This is a genomic window from Acinetobacter sp. CY05, assembly GCF_059515805.1.
Genome location: NZ_JCAKMW010000001.1, coordinates 1 through 16,626 on the forward strand (window position 1 = coordinate 1; position 16,626 = coordinate 16,626).

Below are 16,626 nucleotides of genomic sequence, written 5' to 3' on the forward strand. Positions count from 1 at the left end.
TAGATGTTGGTCTGTATCTGATGGAATACTACAATCAGATACGACCTCATCGATTTAACGATGGTATCAGTCCTTGTCAGGCTGAAAATGAACTTAAAACTGTGTCCAATATTTGTTGACCACTACAAATGACTGCTCCCTCTCCCTATGGGAGAGGGCTGGGGTGAGGGTAGAATAAGAAGATTAAACTTACTTTTACAAGGGGTAAAAAATGTCTTATTTGAATTTAGCTACTCACCAAGTTTTGTTACGCAGTTATGAGCAACTTGCTCTTTTGCATAAGAGAAAAAATACACCAAAGAAAATTGATAGCTCTCAGGATGTAATTAACGCTAGTTTTATGCCAACTTTTGAGAAAGAAGAAAAAATAATAGATAACTATGTATATAACTTCCCTTTACTTTCGTTGAATGCTGCAATAATTGAGGGAGCTTTAAGGTACGTATTATCTCAAAATTTAAGAAATGAGATTAATAGGCATATTGAAGAAAACTCAAAAAAAGGAGCTACTGGAAAATCATCATATGAAAATATTTTAGATAGTTTTCTTATTCGTTTAGAAAGTGAGGGTGGTATTGAAAAATTATTCTCTTTTTATACAGGTTTTTTAAAATTTGATATAAGTAAAGAAATTAATAAAGATCTTTATAGAAAGATAAAAATTTTATTTAGTTTAAGAAATATTTTAGCACATGGAACAACGTTAGTTGAAACCGATCCTGAAACAATTGATGAGAATAATGAGGCATTCTTTAAGCAACAAAAGACTCTTGAAGAAGCAAGAAAATTACTTAATCAATTATACGGTGAAGATGATTTTTTAAAAAATTTAAGCCATTTTGAATTGCCAAAATATTTTATGACTATCACGCAAGAATTTCTAAAAGAATTTAAGGATAAATTTGGTGCAAAATATTGTTTATCTGATGATGATAGTCGTTTTCTAGATAAAATAATAAGATATTCTTGGGGATATATGTTGGTATAGTGAATTTAAAATAAAGGGCTGAATAATCAGCCCTTTATACACAAATTAGATCAAACTAACAACACCTTACAGCGCCGCAATCTGCTCCATATTCGCTTTAATCTTCGCTAACTGATCAGCAAATTCAGCAAGTTTCACTTTCTCGCCTTCAACCACAGCCGCAGGTGCTTTCGCCACAAAACCTTCATTACCAAGTTTAGTTGCAATTTGGTCATGCTGTTTTTGAACCTTGTCTAAGTCTTTTTGTAGACGACCCAATTCCGCTTTCGGGTCAATTAAGCCCTTCATTGGAACGAATACAGACACATGACCAACTACTGAAGATGAAGACAATGGCGGTTGTTCAGCATCGTTTAGGAATGTAATGCTTTCAACTTTCGCCAATGCTTTAAACAACGGTTCAATACGAGCAATTTGCGCTTTTTCCGCATCAGTGGTGTTTTGAAGCAGAACAGGCAACAAGCGAGCATTACCTAGACCCATCTCACCACGGATGTTACGTACCGCACCAATCAAACCTTGAAGCCATTGCATATCTGCTTCAGCTTGTTCGTTGATAAGGGCTTGGTCAGCAACAGGGTACGGTGCAAGCATAATGGTTTCGCCAACGATGTTCAGTTTCGGCGCAAGTGTTTGCCAGATTTCTTCTGTAAGGTACGGCATCAATGGATGTGCTAAACGTAAAGACGCCTCCATCACAGAAAGAAGAACACGACGCACTTCAGCTTTACGCTCAACCGATACGTTTTCATCATTTAGAACAGGCTTCGTCAGCTCAACATACCAGTCACAGTATTCATTCCAAATGAACTCGTAAATCGCTTGTGCAGCCAAGTCTAAACGGTAGGTTGCAAATGCGGTTTGCACTGCTTGTTCTGCTTTTTGTAGACGGCTCACGATCCACTGTTCAGGCAATTCCCAAAGGTCTTGACGGACTTCTTGACCAATCACTTGCTCTTCGCAGTTCATCATCACGAAACGCGTAGCGTTCCAGATTTTGTTGGCAAAGTTACGGTAACCTTCAACACGTTTCATATCAAATTTGATATCACGACCCGTATTTGCAAGCGCACAGAAAGTGAAACGAACCGCATCAGTACCGTAAGATTGAATACCTTCAGGGAATTCTTTACGGGTTGATTTTTCAATCTTCGCTGCTTGTTTCGGGTTCATCAAACCTGTGGTACGTTTTTGTACGAGTGTTTCAAGATCAACACCGTCAATCAAATCTAATGGGTCAAGCACGTTACCTTTAGATTTAGACATCTTCTGACCTTCGCCATCACGTACCAAACCGTGTACATATACGGTTTTAAACGGTACTTGTGGTGTGCCATCTTCATTTTTCATGAAGTGCATGGTCATCATGATCATGCGGGCAACCCAGAAGAAGATGATGTCGAAACCTGTTACCAACACATCAGTCGGGTGGAAGGTATTTAAGAAATAGTTTTCTTTATCTTTCTCAGCATCGCCTGTCCAACCCAAAGTTGAGAATGTCCACAGACCAGAAGAGAACCATGTATCTAACACGTCTTCGTCTTGGTCTAACTGAACATCGGCAGGGATGTTGTTTTTCGCACGAACTTCTTCCTCATAACGTCCAACGTAAACATTACCTTCCGCATCGTACCAAGCAGGGATACGGTGACCCCACCACAATTGACGTGAGATACACCAGTCTTGAATGTTGTTCATCCAAGCCATGTACATATTGCTGTATTGCTCAGGGACAAATTTGATGTCGCCATCTTTCACTGCTTTAATTGCAGGTTCAGCAAGCGGTGCAATTTTCACATACCATTGGTCTGTAAGAAGTGGCTCAACGATCACACCTGAGCGGTCACCGCGAGGTGGCTTAAGCGTGTATGGTTGAATTTGGTCTAACCAACCTTCGCTTTCAGCTTGTTCAACGAGCTTTTTACGTGCTTCAAAACGCTCTAAACCAATATAGTCCGCAGGGGCAGGAATGGTTTTAGAAATTTGTTCGCCCGCTTTGGCGATATATTCAAACTCAGCAAGCACTTCAGCATTTTTGTTGAAGATGTTGATGATTGGTAATTCGCAACGTTTACCCACTTCATAGTCATTGAAGTCATGCGCAGGAGTGATTTTCACACAGCCTGTACCAAATTCTTTGTCTACATATTCATCTTTAACGATTGGAACAGCACGACCTGTGATTGGTAGGATGATGTTTTGACCAACCAATGCCGCATAGCGTTCATCATCTAGTGCAACTGCAACAGCTGTATCACCCAACAAAGTTTCAGGACGAGTGGTTGCCACAACGATGTGATCTTTACCATCATGTGTGCGAAGTGACTTATCTTCAAAGAAATATTTGAAGTGCCACAATGAACCTGCTTCTTCTTTATCAGACTCAACTTCTAAGTCAGAAAGCGCAGTTTGAAGTTTTGGATCCCAGTTAACCAGACGTTTACCACGGTAGATCAAACCATCTTCATGTAGTTTTACAAACACTTCTTTAACAGCATTTGATAAACCTTCATCCATGGTAAAGCGTTCACGTGACCAATCCACAGATGAACCTAAACGACGGATTTGACGGGTAATGGTACCGCCAGATTGTTCTTTCCATTCCCAGATTTTGTCGATGAACTTTTCACGACCTAAATCATGACGGCTAATACCTTGTGCACCGAGCTGACGCTCAACCACCATTTGCGTTGCAATACCTGCGTGGTCAGTCCCTGGTTGCCAAAGCGTGTTAAAACCAGACATACGCTTATGACGGGTTAAAGCATCCATGATGGCATTGTTAAAACCATGACCCATGTGCAAGCTACCAGTGACGTTTGGTGGCGGAATCATGATACAGAAAGACTCGCCTTTTTCAGATGGCTTGAAGTAACCACGCTCTTCCCAAGTTTGGTACCATTTTTTCTCGATCTCAGTCGGATCGTAGGTTGTCGCGATATTTTGCGCTGAATCAGTCATAGTTCGAACAGATCAAAAGTGGATAAAAATTGCAATCATTGTAGCAAAAAATATGAAGCTGCGGGATGAGGCAAAATCAAAGTTTATGCAATTGGTTTATCCGTCAAGTTGGCCTATGCTAAAGCGGAGTTTTTCCGGACAACAATAACAAGAGGCCATTATGGATGATATGGTGCAACTGAATTTACAGCCTACCACCTATCGACGGTTTTTAGAGTTACAGCAATTGTTAAATTTGGGTCATGCGCAAAGTTTGGCTCAGCCAGTGGGCGAGAATTTAGCAGACATTGCTTGTCAAATTGTCGAGCAAGTGTTTGGTTATTTAAGCCAAATTTCTGCCGAGCAATCGCAATTTGAATCTGAACACACCGTCGAGCAAATTATTGCCAGCATTCGTAAACATTTACCGTGGTCGATGCAACTGTTAAACAATGAACGGCTTAAACTGTTGATTAATGATTTGGCTGAAATGACCTCAGTACAAGAGGGACAAATTTGGCTGAAATATCCTATTCCCCCAGCATTAGCCAGCAAGTTTAAGACGCAATGTCAATTTCTGACGGAAGACCCAAGCAAAATCCCTGCTGCTTTTAGTAGTTTGATTGAAATTATTGACCAAGGCGTAACTCAGTTGGTACGTGAGCCTAAGAAAAAACTCAAATTTAATTTTGTGGTCGATAAAAGCTTAGCCGGTGTCATTGGTCTCACCACGCAGATGGGCTACAAACGTTTAGAAAAAATGGCTAAGCAGTTAAGTCCTGAGCATGCCCAAGCCTACTTAAAACATTTTTTAACCTTTATTTCTATACATAACCCTTAGGAATCATAACATGACAACACAGCACAATTTGGCCGATCAAGTGGTCTGGATTACTGGGGCATCTTCAGGTTTAGGGGAGGCTTTAGCTAAAGCTTTTGCAGCGCAAGGCGCACAACTGGTATTAAGCGCACGTCGTCAAGAGGTACTAGAACAGGTGCGTTTGAGCCTGAGCCATCCAGAACGTCATCTGGTGGTGGCATGTGATGTCACCAATGAGGCAGATATCCGTCATGCTTATGCCCAAGTGCTCCAACATAAGGGGCGCATTGATTACTTAATTAATAATGCAGGTTTAAGTCAGCGTGCGTTGATTCAAGACACTACGATGCAGACTGAACGTGCCATTATGGAAATTAATTATTTCTCACAGGTGTTTTTAACCAAAACGGTATTACCCACCTTTTTGGCGCAAAAAACGGGTCGTATTGTCTTTATTTCCAGTGTCGCAGGCTTATTGGGGACCCAGTACCGCGCCACATATTCAGCCGCCAAAGCTGCCATTCATATGTGGGCCAATAGCTTACGCGCCGAAGTGGCAGAGCATGGGGTTAAAGTATCGGTAGTGTTTCCGGGTTTTGTGAAAACCAACGTGTCGTTTAATGCTTTAAATGGTGAGGGTAAGCCACAAGGGCATCAAGACAGTGCGATTGAGAATGGCTTAGATGCCGATGAGTTTGCGCAGACTGTGGTTGCGGCTTTATTGGATGAGCAAGAATATATTGTGGTGGGTGGGCTTAAGGAAAAAATAGGGGTCATAGTGTCACGTTTATCACCCAAGCTGCTGTATAAAATGATCCGTAACATCAAAGTCAAATAATGGCTTTAAGCGCGTTGAACTTGATTACGACCCATTTTTTTAGCTTGGTACAGCAATTGGTCGGCATCTAATAAGGCTGTGTCGAGTTGCTGGCCATGTTTAAAAAAGCTAATGCCAATGCTAATAGATAAATTAATGCTTTGACCTTGATAAAGCAGCGCTTCTTGTTCAATGTTTTTTCGAATGCGCTCAGCAATTTCATCGGCATTTTCATTGCTGACTTGTGCTAATAAAATAATAAATTCCTCGCCACCGATGCGAAAGACCTGATCTTGTTCACGAAGATTGTGCTGTAACAGACGACTGACATGTTGCAGGGCAAGATCACCAATATGATGGCCGTATTGATCATTAATGTTTTTAAAGTGATCTAAATCGGCCATTAAAATTGCATTTTGATGGGGCATGGCAGCTTTGAGTTTAGCCACATACATATTAAAACCGCGTCGGTTGAGCAGTCCGGTCAGTGGATCTAACAAACGTTCTTGTTTGAGTTTGGTTATAGAATCAAAAATAGAACTGCTAACAAATAAGCTAAAAAACACTAAATTCACAAACACAATGATCATCTGGGTCAACGCCCATAAGCCTTCATTTTGTGCAATATACTCGTCAGTTGAATGTAGAGCGATGATTAAGCCTGCTCTAAATAAGACAAGGCCCAACATCACGTAAGTAAATATTTTGAGATAATAATCTATCTTGAGGCGTGTTTTGACCTTAAAAAATAAGATGGGACGGTGCAAGTAGATTAAGGCGGTAACCAAAGCAATGCTAACAATACGGGCGTTTTGGTAGGCATAATAGTGAGAAAAAAACGCGACGCCTAGCATCCCTAATAGCATAAACATGCAACAACGTCGCAATGAAAATGGCAACTTTAAACGGATATACAGCGCTTGGGCGTGTAGGGCACAAGAGCTAAAATAAATTAGGCTTAATATACTGGCAAAGCTATTTAGCAGTGTTGTGGATAGGGTGGTATTTAAAAAAATGGTCACACCAATTAAAAACAGTCCCGTAGCGTAGCTCACCAAATAATTGCCTAAATTCTTGTTATAAGCGATGAGCAGCGTAATCAGGCTCAAACACAGCACTAAACTTGGGATGAGTAAGCTGTAGATGTTAAGATCAGAGGTGAGCATGGTGTGCTAGTCGAGAAAATAAAAATGGATGGTGAGCATTGAGCATCTACAGGTGTTGCAGCAGCTGAGCAGAGTATCAGCGAGTGTAAGTTTTTAAATAACAGCAAAGCTAAAACGATTTGACTTAATCGTGGTGAGCATACAAAGAGCGCGTGCCATTCTATCCTAATCCCCTGCAAAAGTTGCAGCTAAAATGTAATCGGTGTGGTGTACAGCCTCCGATCCAAGGTCAATTCAGCAAGCTTTCCTCAAGCTCAAAGTTTGAGCTTGAGAAAGGTCGGCACATACAAAATTAGGCAGGTTGAATGGCTGTCCCATAAGCAAAGACTTCAACCATACTGCCTTGCATACCCATTTCTGTGGTGCTCAGGCGTAGGCCCATAATATGGGTGGCACCTACTTTTTCGGCCTCTAATTTTAAACGTATCAACGCTTCACGTCGGGCACGCTCTAAAATACTTTCATAACTTTTTAAACGTCCACCAAAGAAATTTTGAATGCTGGCCAGTACAAATTTAAAGTAGTCATGTGAAATCACCACATTGCTGCTAATAAGCTGACCTGGCTGTGTGCTTTGGATCAAACGTTGATTATCTACCGTAATATAGGCAAGGCGCGCTTCATTCATTTCAAGTTCTGCTAAATGCTTACGCTCGTTGTAGCGCCCAAAGGTAAAGCCAATCACAAACAGCAGGGCAAATACACCCAATTGGAAAAGTAAATTTTCCATGGTTTAACTCGCAAAAGGATCGGGCAGTTTTGGCATGATGGGTTCAACCACCACCGCCGTGCCATAGACAAACAGTTCAGAGGCACCTTGGGCAATATTTGAGGTCGAAAAACGAATCCCAATCACCGCGTTGGCACCTAAGCTTTGGGCCTTGGCAATCATACGGTTCAGGGCTTCTTGACGTGATTCTTCTAGTAGTTCGGTATAAGCGGTCAGTTCACCACCAACAATATTTTTAAGACCAGCCAATAAATCACGTCCAACATGTTTGCTGCGTACGGTACTGCCATAGACCACATCAATTTGGCGGCAAATCGTATAGCCGGGCATGCTTTCTAAATTACTCAATAACATCTAGTTCTTCTCTTAATTAATGCCTTGACCATAGGAAAAAATCTATTAAAAAGCAATAAAAAAAGCCCACACCAGGTGAGCTTTTTTTAATTTAACATTTATGGGGTATTACGCAGTTCTGCTTGTTCAGCTGAAGAAGCTGGATTAACTAAAGGGTCACTTGCGTAAGTTTTTAAACCGCCACCTAAGGCTTTATACAGTTCAACTTGGTTGTTTAAATTGGCTTGTTCGAGCAATAATAAACCTTGCTGCGCTGTATAATTGCCACGCTGTGCATCTAACACCGTTAAGAAGCCATCAATACCCGCGCGGAAACGCGCTTGTGACAATTGATAGTTTTTATTGGTGGCTTCGACTAAACTACGCTGTGCTGCCAAGCGCTCGCCAATATTTTGACGTACCGCTAAGGCATCGTTGACTTCACGGAACGCATTTTGAATCGATTTTTCATAGTCTGATACAGCAATTTGCTGATCAGTTTCTGAAATTTTGATATTGGCTTTACGTGTGCCCCAATCCCAAAGTGGAATATCTAGGCTTGGACCCAATGACCAGACAAATGAACCTGATTTAAATAAATCGCTAAGCTCACGTGAGCCTAAACCTGCCGAACCGGTTAAGCTAATCGTTGGGAACATACGCGCTTTGGCTGCGGCAATATTGGCACCTGCTGCAGATAAACGATACTCTGCCGCACGAATATCCGGACGGTTGTTAAGTAAATCACTTGGTAAACCAGAACGAATGGCATTATTGGCAGTAATGCGCGTCACACGTTGATTGGGTAACAAGCTGCTAGGCACTTGCTCACCCACCAAGAGGTTAAGTAAGTTTTGTGCTTGAGTGATTTGGGTTTTGTAATTGGCCACATCACTACGTGCAGTCTCTACTGAGATTTGCGCTTGACGTACTGGCACTTCACTATCAATCCCAACCTCAAAACGTTTTCTATTCAGGTTATAAGACTCAAGTTGTGCCTTTAAGGTCTGTTCAGCTAAAGCCAAATTGGCAGCAGCAAAAGAGTAGCTTAACCATGCTTGTGCAACTTGACCAACCAGTGCAATTTGCGTGGCATCGCGTGCACTTGCGGTTGCTAAGTATGTGTCTAAAGCATTGTCTTTTAAGCTACGTACTCGCCCCCAAAAATCAAGCTCATAAGCAGTTACCCCTAGACCTACATTATAGCTGGTCATCGGTTTGCTATTGACCGTGTCTTGACGTAATACACTACCACTGACCCCAATACTTGGTAATTGGTTGTTTTCAGTAATTTGGTAGGTTTGCTGGGCACGTTGAATATTGAGTGCAGCAATACGTAAGTCACGGTTATTGGTTAAGGCAAGGTCAATCACTTGTGCCAAACGTTGATCGGCAAAGAAATCCTTATAGCCTTGCTCTGCCACTGAAGGACCTGTTGCAGGCGCAACATAAGCCACAGGTAAAGTGGTCGCTTGCACTTGAGGTTCTGGGTTACGCATGCTTTGACATGCAGTCAAAGCAAGCGCAAGTGCAGAAAGTGCAAGACCACGGCCAGTTGTAGACCATAGAGTTTGCATTAAGACATATTCTCCGTACGTGGTGGCTTTGGTTTGTATTTGAAGATGCTACGAATCCATACATAGAAGACTGGAATAAAGAAAATACCAAGTAATGTTGAACTGATTACACCACCTAATACACCATAACCCACTGAGTGTTGGCTACCCGCACCCGCGCCTGAAGAGAGGGCAAGTGGCAGTACACCAAAACCAAAAGCTAAAGTGGTCATAATAATTGGACGTAAACGCATTTTGGCTGCATGTAAAGTTGCATCAAATAGCTCTTCGCCTTTTTCTTGCAACTCTTTGGCAAATTCAACAATCAAGATCGCATTTTTAGCCGACAAACCAATGACCGCAATAATCGCCACTTGGAAGTAAATATTGTTGGATAGGTTTGGATTTTGGAACAACACCATGCCGCCAAAAGTTAAGCCCAAAGCACCAATAATACCTAATGGCACCACCAATAATACCGAAAATGGAATTGACCAACTTTCATATAAGGCGGCTAAACATAAGAATACAATCAGGAGCGATAGCGCATATAAGAATGGTGCTTGATCGCCTGATTCACGTTCTTCGAGTGATAAACCTGTCCATTCAAAGTCATAACCGACTGCGCCCATTTGAGGCAGTTTGGCCACAATCTCTTCCATGGCAAGCATCGCATCACCTGAGCTGACGCCCAGTGCGGGTGTACCTTGAATGTTGACTGATGATAAGCCGTTATAACGTTCTAGACGTGGTGAACCATAGGTCCATTCGCCTGTAGCAAATGCTGAGAATGGAATCATCTCGCCTTTGTTATTACGCACATACCACTTATCTAAGTCTTCCGGCATCATGCGTGAATCAGATTGACCTTGGACATAAACTTTCTTCACACGACCACGATCAATAAAGTCGTTGACGTATGAACCACCCCAAGCAATACCCATAGTGCTGTTAATTTCAGCAATGCTGACGCCCATCGCACCGGCTTGTGCATGGTCAACAATCACTTTGTACTGCGGTGTATCTTCTTGACCATTTGGACGAACACCAGCAAGACGTGAGTCTTGTGCGGCCATGCCAAGGATCATATTACGTGCTTCGATTAATTTAGCATGACCATTACCTGCAGCATCCTTAAGCTGTAAGTTAAAGCCTGAGCTGGTGCCAAGTTCTGGCATCGCTGGCAGCTGTAAAGGCATAATATAAGTCGCGTCTTTTACGATCATATTAAGTGCCATACCACGGCCAATAATCGCACCGACTTGCGATTCAGGTGTTGTACGTTCTGACCAGTCTTTGAGTTTAATAAACGCCATACCTGCGTTTTGACCCACACCGGCAAATGAGAAACCTGCCACACTAAACACAGATTCAACGTGGTCTTTTTCATTCTCTAAGAAGAAGCCCGTCATGGCATCCATGGTTTCGCCAGTACGCTCCAAACTTGCGTTTGGTGGTAGTTGTACCAGTGTCATCACCACACCTTGGTCTTCATCAGGTAAAAATGAAGAAGGCAGTTTTTGGAACAAGAACACAATTCCGACAAGTACCACGACATAAACCGCACCAGAGAAAATCTTGTTGTGGGTCATGCGGTTGACGCCGCCTTGGTATTTCTCTGACATTTTGTCAAAGCTGCTATTAAACCAACGGAAGAAGCGAGCAAAGATATTGTTGCTTGGAACTTTGTTTGGATCGTGCTGTTTGAGCATGGTGGCACATAGCGCTGGCGTAAAGGTTAACGCTACAAGCAGTGATAACACCATGGCGGTAACAAGAGTAATCGAGAACTGACGATAAATAACCCCTGTCGTACCACCAAAGAATGCCATAGGTACGAATACCGCAGACAGCACCGAGGTAATCCCAATTAAAGCGCCTGAGATTTGCTTCATCGAGATTTCTGTTGCGGTCACAGGATCTAGATGTTCCTCGACCATAACACGCTCAACGTTTTCCACCACGACAATGGCATCATCGACCAGAAGACCAATGGCCAGTACCATCGCAAACATGGTTAAGGTGTTAATCGAGAAGCCAAACATGTTGATGACTGCGAAAGTTCCCAGTACCACCACAGGCACTGCCATGGTTGGAATAATCGTGGCGCGCCAGTTCTGTAAGAACAAGAACATCACGATGAAAACCAGGATGATCGCTTCAATTAAGGTTTTGACTACACTTTTAATTGAGAGTTCAATAAAAGGTGTGGTGTCAAAAGCCAGTTCGTCTTTTAAGCCCGCAGGATAGTTAGGACGTAATTCTTTTAAACGGGCTTCAACCGCTTGCGCAGTATCTAAGGCATTGGCACCGGTAGCAAGTTTAATTGCGACACCGCCAGATGGCTTACCGTTATATTTAGAATCAAACTGATAGTTATCTGCACCAAGTTCAACTTTTGCTACATCACCTAAACGGACTTGTGCACCGTTAGAGGTATTTTTTAAGAAGATGTTGGCAAATTGTTCAGGCGTTTGCAGTAAGCTTTGCGCAGTAACGGTCGCGTTTAAAACCGTACCTTCAATTGCCGGTGCACCACCTAATTGACCCACCGCAACTTGCGCGTTTTGGGTACGAATCGCAGCAGATACATCACTTGGCGTCACTTGTAGACTGGCCATTTTAGCCGGATCTAACCAAATACGCATAGCGTATGAGCCACCAAAAACTTGTACCTCACCTACACCTGCCACACGACTTAAAGGTTCAGAGATGTTGGAGTTAACATAGTCTTTAATGTCGTTACCGGTCAGTGAACCATCCGGTGAATAGAAGCTTAATACTTGTAAGAAGCTGGCACCGGACTTGGTAACACGTACACCTTGACGTTGTACATCTTCTGGTAATAAAGCAGTTGCCGATTGCAGTTTGTTCTGGACTTGAACTTGTGCAATATCGGGATCAATACCTTGTTCAAAGTTTAAGGTAATTGATGCCTGACCATTACCGGCACTGTTTGATGAAATGTAGCGTAGACCATCGAGACCATTCATCTGTTGCTCGATCAGCTGCGTCACGGTATTTTCTACGGTATCAGCAGAAGCACCAGGATAAGTCGCAGAAATCGTCACTGTGGGTGGTGCGATGGTTGGATACTGTGCGATTGGCATTTTGCTTAAGGTGAGCACACCCGCCAGCATAATCACCAATGCGATCACCCAAGCAAAGATTGGGCGATGAATAAAAAATTGAGCCATCCTTACCTCTTAAGCTTGCGCTTTTTGTTCAGGTGCTGATTTTGCTTCGCTGGCAGGTTGTTGATCCGCACTTGGGGCTTGAGCTTGAGGCGCAGCCGCTTTAGGTTGATACGGTTTAGCAACCACCTGCTGTTCAGGTTTCACTTTAGCAATACCATCAACGATCACTTTATCACCTGGATTTAAACCTTCGGTGACAATCCAATCGGTACCTTGCGCACCCGTGGTGGTCACTGGACGCGGTGCAACTTTCCCATTGGCATCAACCAACATTGCCATGGCTTGACCAGTTGGGGTACGCGTAATAGCCGCTTGTGGAATCAGGTAAGCATTTGGCACTTCACCTTGTACAATTTTTGCAGTGGCAAACATGCCTGGCAGCAATAAATAGTTCGGGTTTGGGAACACAGCACGTAAGGTTACTGTACCCGTATCAGGGTTGACGCTGGCATCAGAAAATGCCAAACGACCTTCAACAGGATAATAGCTACCATCTTCAAGCTTTAACTTCACCGTGGTGTTGTTTGAGCTATTTAAGCTCCCTTGAGATAGACGCTGACGTAAACGCAATAGCTCGGCACTTGATTGGTTGATATCAACATAAATGGGGTCAAGACGCTGAATGGTCACTAAAGGCTCAGCTTGACTGGCGGTCACTAAAGCGCCGGCGGTCACTGTTGAACGATTCGATTGACCAGAAATTGGTGCACGTACAATTGAATAACCGAGGTTAATTTCAGCATTACGTAGCTCGGCCTGTGTGGCAGCTAAATCAGCTTCAGCCAATTTCACTTGTGCCACAGCATCGTCATATTCTTGTTTAGAAATGGCGTTAGAACCGACCAATTGACGATAACGACCTTCTTTAACGCGTAACACGTTTAAATTGGCTTGTTGACGCGCTAAATTCGCACGTACGCTGTCGAGATTGGCACGATTGGTACGTGAATCAATTTCATACAGCGCTTGACCTTCACGCACATAGCTGCCTTCAGCAAACAGACGCTTTAAAATCACGCCATTGGTTTGAGGGCGTACTTCAGACACTTCAAAGGCTGTAGTACGGCCAGAAAGTTCGACTGATTGCTCGACGCTTTGTGGCTGGGCAACAATGACACCAACTTCGGTTGGCGGCATTTGCTGCTGAGCAGCGGCTGCCTGTTTATTTTCGTCTTTGCTACAGCCAACAAGCACCAGACTTGTTGCTAATGCGCAAGCAGTCAGGGCGGGTGCCCAAAGCTTTGCAGACATCATTATTCCACCTCAATTAAGATGTTTATTTAAAATTTGTTTTTAGGACAAAACTGAGATTTGCCAAGCAAATACAGCAAGCTGATCCATATAAAACTAATGCCCCAACCAGAAATCACATCAGAAGGGTAATGTACGCCTAAATATACTCGTGATCCTCCCATGACCAACAACCAAGAGCATGCCAATACTGCCAAATAGCGGTATAGCTGATGACCTCGACTGACCAATAGCACCAATGCGGCAAGGCTTGCTGCATAGAAACTGTGCGCACTTGGAAACGATGATCCGTAGCTTTCTACAAGATGATAGATTTCAGGTGGACGCGGTTTGGCAATGAGATATTTAAGTAGCCAAGCACAAGCGATACTTCCTATAAGTCCAAGACCAATAAAAAGTATTTTTGAATATTTTTTATACCACGCTAAGACAAAACACCATAGTGTGGTGAAAAATAATACAAAAGGCATGCCGCCTAGCACAGATAAGCTGCTTGATATTTGATTGAACGTTTCATTACGTTGCTGACTCAAGTACACCACTGCGCTTAGATCTAAAGCATTTAAAGTGGGGGAATTAAGAATCAATATACTGAAAAATAACAATAAAAAACCTAACAGCAGCAGGCAATAAGGCATCGAAGACCCCTAAATATGACAACCGATTACAGCGCGGTTAATCCTTAGTGTTAAAGTGTACTTGTCAGTACACTTCTTTTCAAGCGTGTGTAAGTTATGCAAATTTATAGGTTTTCATCAGGTTTTTCTGTATAAGAATTACGATATGCCTGATTTTTTTTGCAATTCTTGTTCTATAGCAATGGCTTGCTTAGGGGGCCAAAAAAAGTCGCTGGGTCGGGTTAAAAAATGAGTCAGGACTAATTTTGCTAAAGGTTGCCATTGTTCAAAGCGTACCCGACGCGCACGTAAGGCCACAATAATTGTTAAAGTAAAACTGACAAAAAGGTTCGTTAAACCAATCAGTAAGACACCAAGCAAGGACACAATGACCAAACCCAGATCAGGTTGGTTAATGTTTATTAAGCCTTGAATAAAGTTGGCTGAAGCAAAGGCAATGTGGCGGATATCGAGTGGTAACCCGAGCAAAAAGCCAATCGTTCCCATACTGCCAAGCATAATACCAAATAAGAAATTACCGGCTAAAGCACCAAAATTACGCTCTATATAATCTGCAAAACGATTAAGACGTTCTTGGCCCATCCATTTTTTTAGACGTTGATGGGCTTTAAGGCGTGGTCCTATTTTTCGATAGACCGCCATGTTGTCAAAATACCCAGCCAATAAGCCTGAGAAAAATAAAAATACTCCGGCAATCGCCGCATGGGGGACAGCCAATGAGGTAAACGGATTTAAATCATGTAAAGTTTTTGCGGCTTTGGCATGGGTCATTAAGGGTTCGTGCAGCGCTGCATCCCAGAAAAAAGCAATACATGCAGCAGTTGGAATAGCAATCGAGATATTACCTAAAATCGCAATAAATTGGGTGCGAATAATGTTGACAATGAGTACAGCCACTTCTGCCAATTGTGCCATCTTCGAGCCTTTGCCACGTTGTACCGTAGAGGCAAGTGCGGCTGCGGTCATGGCAGGTTGTTTGGTGGCCACAGTAAAATGCAGGACATGAATCAGCATAAAACCCAATGCATAATTCATGCTGTAGGAAAAAGCCTGCATCAAGGGGGCCATCGACACACGTGCCATCAAGGTCTTTAAAGTGGCCATCACAGCAATAATCAGTCCGGCACCAGCGGCGGACTTATACATGCCAAAGAAGCCCTGTTTATCGGTACTTACATAGTGTTCACCAGTTTTGCTGGCGTTTTCAGTGACCTGTAAGGCTATCAATTCACTGTTGGTGGTCAGTAAAGAGCGCACACTGAGTTCATCATAACTGGTGGCAGTGACATCAATTAGTAGCTCTTTTAGGATCTTAAAGCGTCTATCGTTATCTTCAACAATTAAGTTTAGGAGCAGCTCTAGACGTTCTAAACATTGTTCAAGCAAAGTTAATAAATAGGTCAGACTGACACTGACCCCAATCCGCTTAGTGGAGCGACGAATTTTTTGCACCACATCATGGCATTGTTCAATCATCACCAAGGCTTGGGCAGCATCAGGTGGCGCCACCACCATCATATGCTCGGTATTACGATGCAAGTCTTTGTAGTGACGGATGAAATCAATGATCTCGCGGTTTTGCACCAAGAAAGGTGATTCGTATTCGGTTAGCTCCGGATAAGCATCAATAAATTCTGGATACAAACCAATCCCGCTAATGCGATAAGACAGTACGGTAATGGCTTTAATGAGCTCACTTTTAATCTGTAGTTTATAGCTTTGGTTGCTATGACCTTGCGACAGTAAAATAAATAACTGTTGCCAATCTTGGTCACTAATATTGTCAAGCCAGTTTTTATCGCTGCGCTGATGAAATACCCTGCGGAGTAATTGTTGTAATTGGCTTTCATCTGGAATTAATGGCAGGAAATGTGCGCCTAAGCGTTTAAAGAGCTGATTCCAAAAACCATCTTGCGATAAAATACCTGTATCGGCATATAAGCCACTTTGTTTATATTGGCTGATCAGTCTTAAAATAAAAGTTTGTAAGGTGCTCACCGCGTAGGGCACACGAATTAAACAGTCAATTAAAGCCTGTAGATGATCATGAATTTCGTGTTGTAGCTGAGGGTCACTTGGTCGTAAACGATCGACCAGTTGGATGAGTGTTTCATCATGCAGCGGCGCTCGCGATTCGAGCTGCTGCTGCATTTGAAGTAAAAGGTCGTTAAATTTTATCTGCATACGCAA

12 protein-coding genes are annotated in these 16,626 nt (G+C 42.8%); 3 read left to right on the forward strand and 9 right to left on the reverse strand.

The annotated features are described in order from the left end of the window. Positions 1–211: 211 nt before the first annotated feature. Complete coding sequence (locus AC5YCD_RS00005) at positions 212–988, forward strand: hypothetical protein (RefSeq protein ID WP_496128095.1); 777 nt, start codon at positions 212–214, stop codon at positions 986–988. Between the two features lie 66 nt (positions 989–1,054). Here AC5YCD_RS00005 and AC5YCD_RS00010 read toward each other — a convergent pair whose 3' ends face one another. Beyond that, the gene (locus AC5YCD_RS00010; RefSeq protein ID WP_496128096.1) at positions 1,055–3,949 is read right to left on the reverse strand and encodes a valine--tRNA ligase; all 2,895 of its coding nucleotides are present in this window, start codon (positions 3,947–3,949) and stop codon (positions 1,055–1,057) included. Positions 3,950–4,109: 160 nt separating this feature from the next. Between AC5YCD_RS00010 and AC5YCD_RS00015 the strand changes: the two genes are divergently transcribed. Together AC5YCD_RS00015 and AC5YCD_RS00020 are read left to right on the forward strand one after the other, a co-directional pair. Beyond that, positions 4,110–4,769 carry a hypothetical protein gene (locus AC5YCD_RS00015; RefSeq protein WP_496128097.1) on the forward strand — a complete coding sequence of 220 codons (660 nt, stop codon included), beginning with the start codon at positions 4,110–4,112 and terminating at the stop codon, positions 4,767–4,769. Between the two features lie 10 nt (positions 4,770–4,779). Beyond that, positions 4,780–5,586, forward strand: a complete 807-nt coding sequence (locus AC5YCD_RS00020; RefSeq protein ID WP_496128098.1) for an SDR family oxidoreductase — start codon at positions 4,780–4,782, stop codon at positions 5,584–5,586. Between the two features lie 5 nt (positions 5,587–5,591). Here the strand turns inward: AC5YCD_RS00020 and AC5YCD_RS00025 are convergent, their stop codons facing one another. From AC5YCD_RS00025 to AC5YCD_RS00060, 8 genes are all read right to left on the reverse strand, one after another. Next, complete coding sequence (locus AC5YCD_RS00025) at positions 5,592–6,731, reverse strand: GGDEF domain-containing protein (protein ID WP_496128099.1); 1,140 nt, start codon at positions 6,729–6,731, stop codon at positions 5,592–5,594. A 292-nt stretch (positions 6,732–7,023) separates the two neighbouring features. Further along, complete coding sequence (locus AC5YCD_RS00030; RefSeq protein WP_496128100.1) at positions 7,024–7,461, reverse strand: YbjQ family protein; 438 nt, start codon at positions 7,459–7,461, stop codon at positions 7,024–7,026. A 3-nt stretch (positions 7,462–7,464) separates the two neighbouring features. After that, entirely contained in the window at positions 7,465–7,815 is a 351-nt protein-coding gene (locus tag AC5YCD_RS00035; RefSeq protein ID WP_496128101.1) for a YbjQ family protein, read from the reverse strand. Positions 7,816–7,913: 98 nt separating this feature from the next. Further along, positions 7,914–9,371, reverse strand: a complete 1,458-nt coding sequence (adeK, locus tag AC5YCD_RS00040; RefSeq protein WP_496128102.1) for a multidrug efflux RND transporter AdeIJK outer membrane channel subunit AdeK — start codon at positions 9,369–9,371, stop codon at positions 7,914–7,916. Then, positions 9,371–12,547, reverse strand: a complete 3,177-nt coding sequence (locus AC5YCD_RS00045; protein WP_496128103.1) for an efflux RND transporter permease subunit — start codon at positions 12,545–12,547, stop codon at positions 9,371–9,373. The genes adeK and AC5YCD_RS00045 overlap by 1 nt, the downstream gene beginning before the upstream one ends. A gap of 9 nt (positions 12,548–12,556) precedes the next feature. Further along, the gene (locus AC5YCD_RS00050; RefSeq protein ID WP_496128104.1) at positions 12,557–13,801 is read right to left on the reverse strand and encodes an efflux RND transporter periplasmic adaptor subunit; all 1,245 of its coding nucleotides are present in this window, start codon (positions 13,799–13,801) and stop codon (positions 12,557–12,559) included. Positions 13,802–13,827: 26 nt separating this feature from the next. Beyond that, a complete protein-coding gene (locus tag AC5YCD_RS00055) occupies positions 13,828–14,436 on the reverse strand; it encodes a phosphatase PAP2 family protein (RefSeq protein WP_496128105.1) in 609 nt (202 codons plus the stop codon). A 138-nt stretch (positions 14,437–14,574) separates the two neighbouring features. Beyond that, positions 14,575–16,620 carry a site-specific recombinase gene (locus AC5YCD_RS00060; RefSeq protein WP_496128106.1) on the reverse strand — a complete coding sequence of 682 codons (2,046 nt, stop codon included), beginning with the start codon at positions 16,618–16,620 and terminating at the stop codon, positions 14,575–14,577. Positions 16,621–16,626 lie beyond the last annotated feature (6 nt).

Bases quoted from the DNA above. Each gene is read 5' to 3' on its own strand.
- AC5YCD_RS00005 (WP_496128095.1), top strand. From the start codon at position 212: ATGTCTTATTTGAATTTAGCTACTCACCAAGTTTTGTTACGCAGTTAT.
- AC5YCD_RS00010 (WP_496128096.1), bottom strand. From the start codon at position 3,949: ATGACTGATTCAGCGCAAAATATCGCGACAACCTACGATCCGACTGAG.
- AC5YCD_RS00015 (WP_496128097.1), top strand. From the start codon at position 4,110: ATGGATGATATGGTGCAACTGAATTTACAGCCTACCACCTATCGACGG.
- AC5YCD_RS00020 (WP_496128098.1), top strand. From the start codon at position 4,780: ATGACAACACAGCACAATTTGGCCGATCAAGTGGTCTGGATTACTGGG.
- AC5YCD_RS00025 (WP_496128099.1), bottom strand. From the start codon at position 6,731: ATGCTCACCTCTGATCTTAACATCTACAGCTTACTCATCCCAAGTTTA.
- AC5YCD_RS00030 (WP_496128100.1), bottom strand. From the start codon at position 7,461: ATGGAAAATTTACTTTTCCAATTGGGTGTATTTGCCCTGCTGTTTGTG.
- AC5YCD_RS00035 (WP_496128101.1), bottom strand. From the start codon at position 7,815: ATGTTATTGAGTAATTTAGAAAGCATGCCCGGCTATACGATTTGCCGC.
- adeK (WP_496128102.1), bottom strand. From the start codon at position 9,371: ATGCAAACTCTATGGTCTACAACTGGCCGTGGTCTTGCACTTTCTGCA.
- AC5YCD_RS00045 (WP_496128103.1), bottom strand. From the start codon at position 12,547: ATGGCTCAATTTTTTATTCATCGCCCAATCTTTGCTTGGGTGATCGCA.
- AC5YCD_RS00050 (WP_496128104.1), bottom strand. From the start codon at position 13,801: ATGATGTCTGCAAAGCTTTGGGCACCCGCCCTGACTGCTTGCGCATTA.
- AC5YCD_RS00055 (WP_496128105.1), bottom strand. From the start codon at position 14,436: ATGCCTTATTGCCTGCTGCTGTTAGGTTTTTTATTGTTATTTTTCAGT.
- AC5YCD_RS00060 (WP_496128106.1), bottom strand. From the start codon at position 16,620: ATGCAGATAAAATTTAACGACCTTTTACTTCAAATGCAGCAGCAGCTC.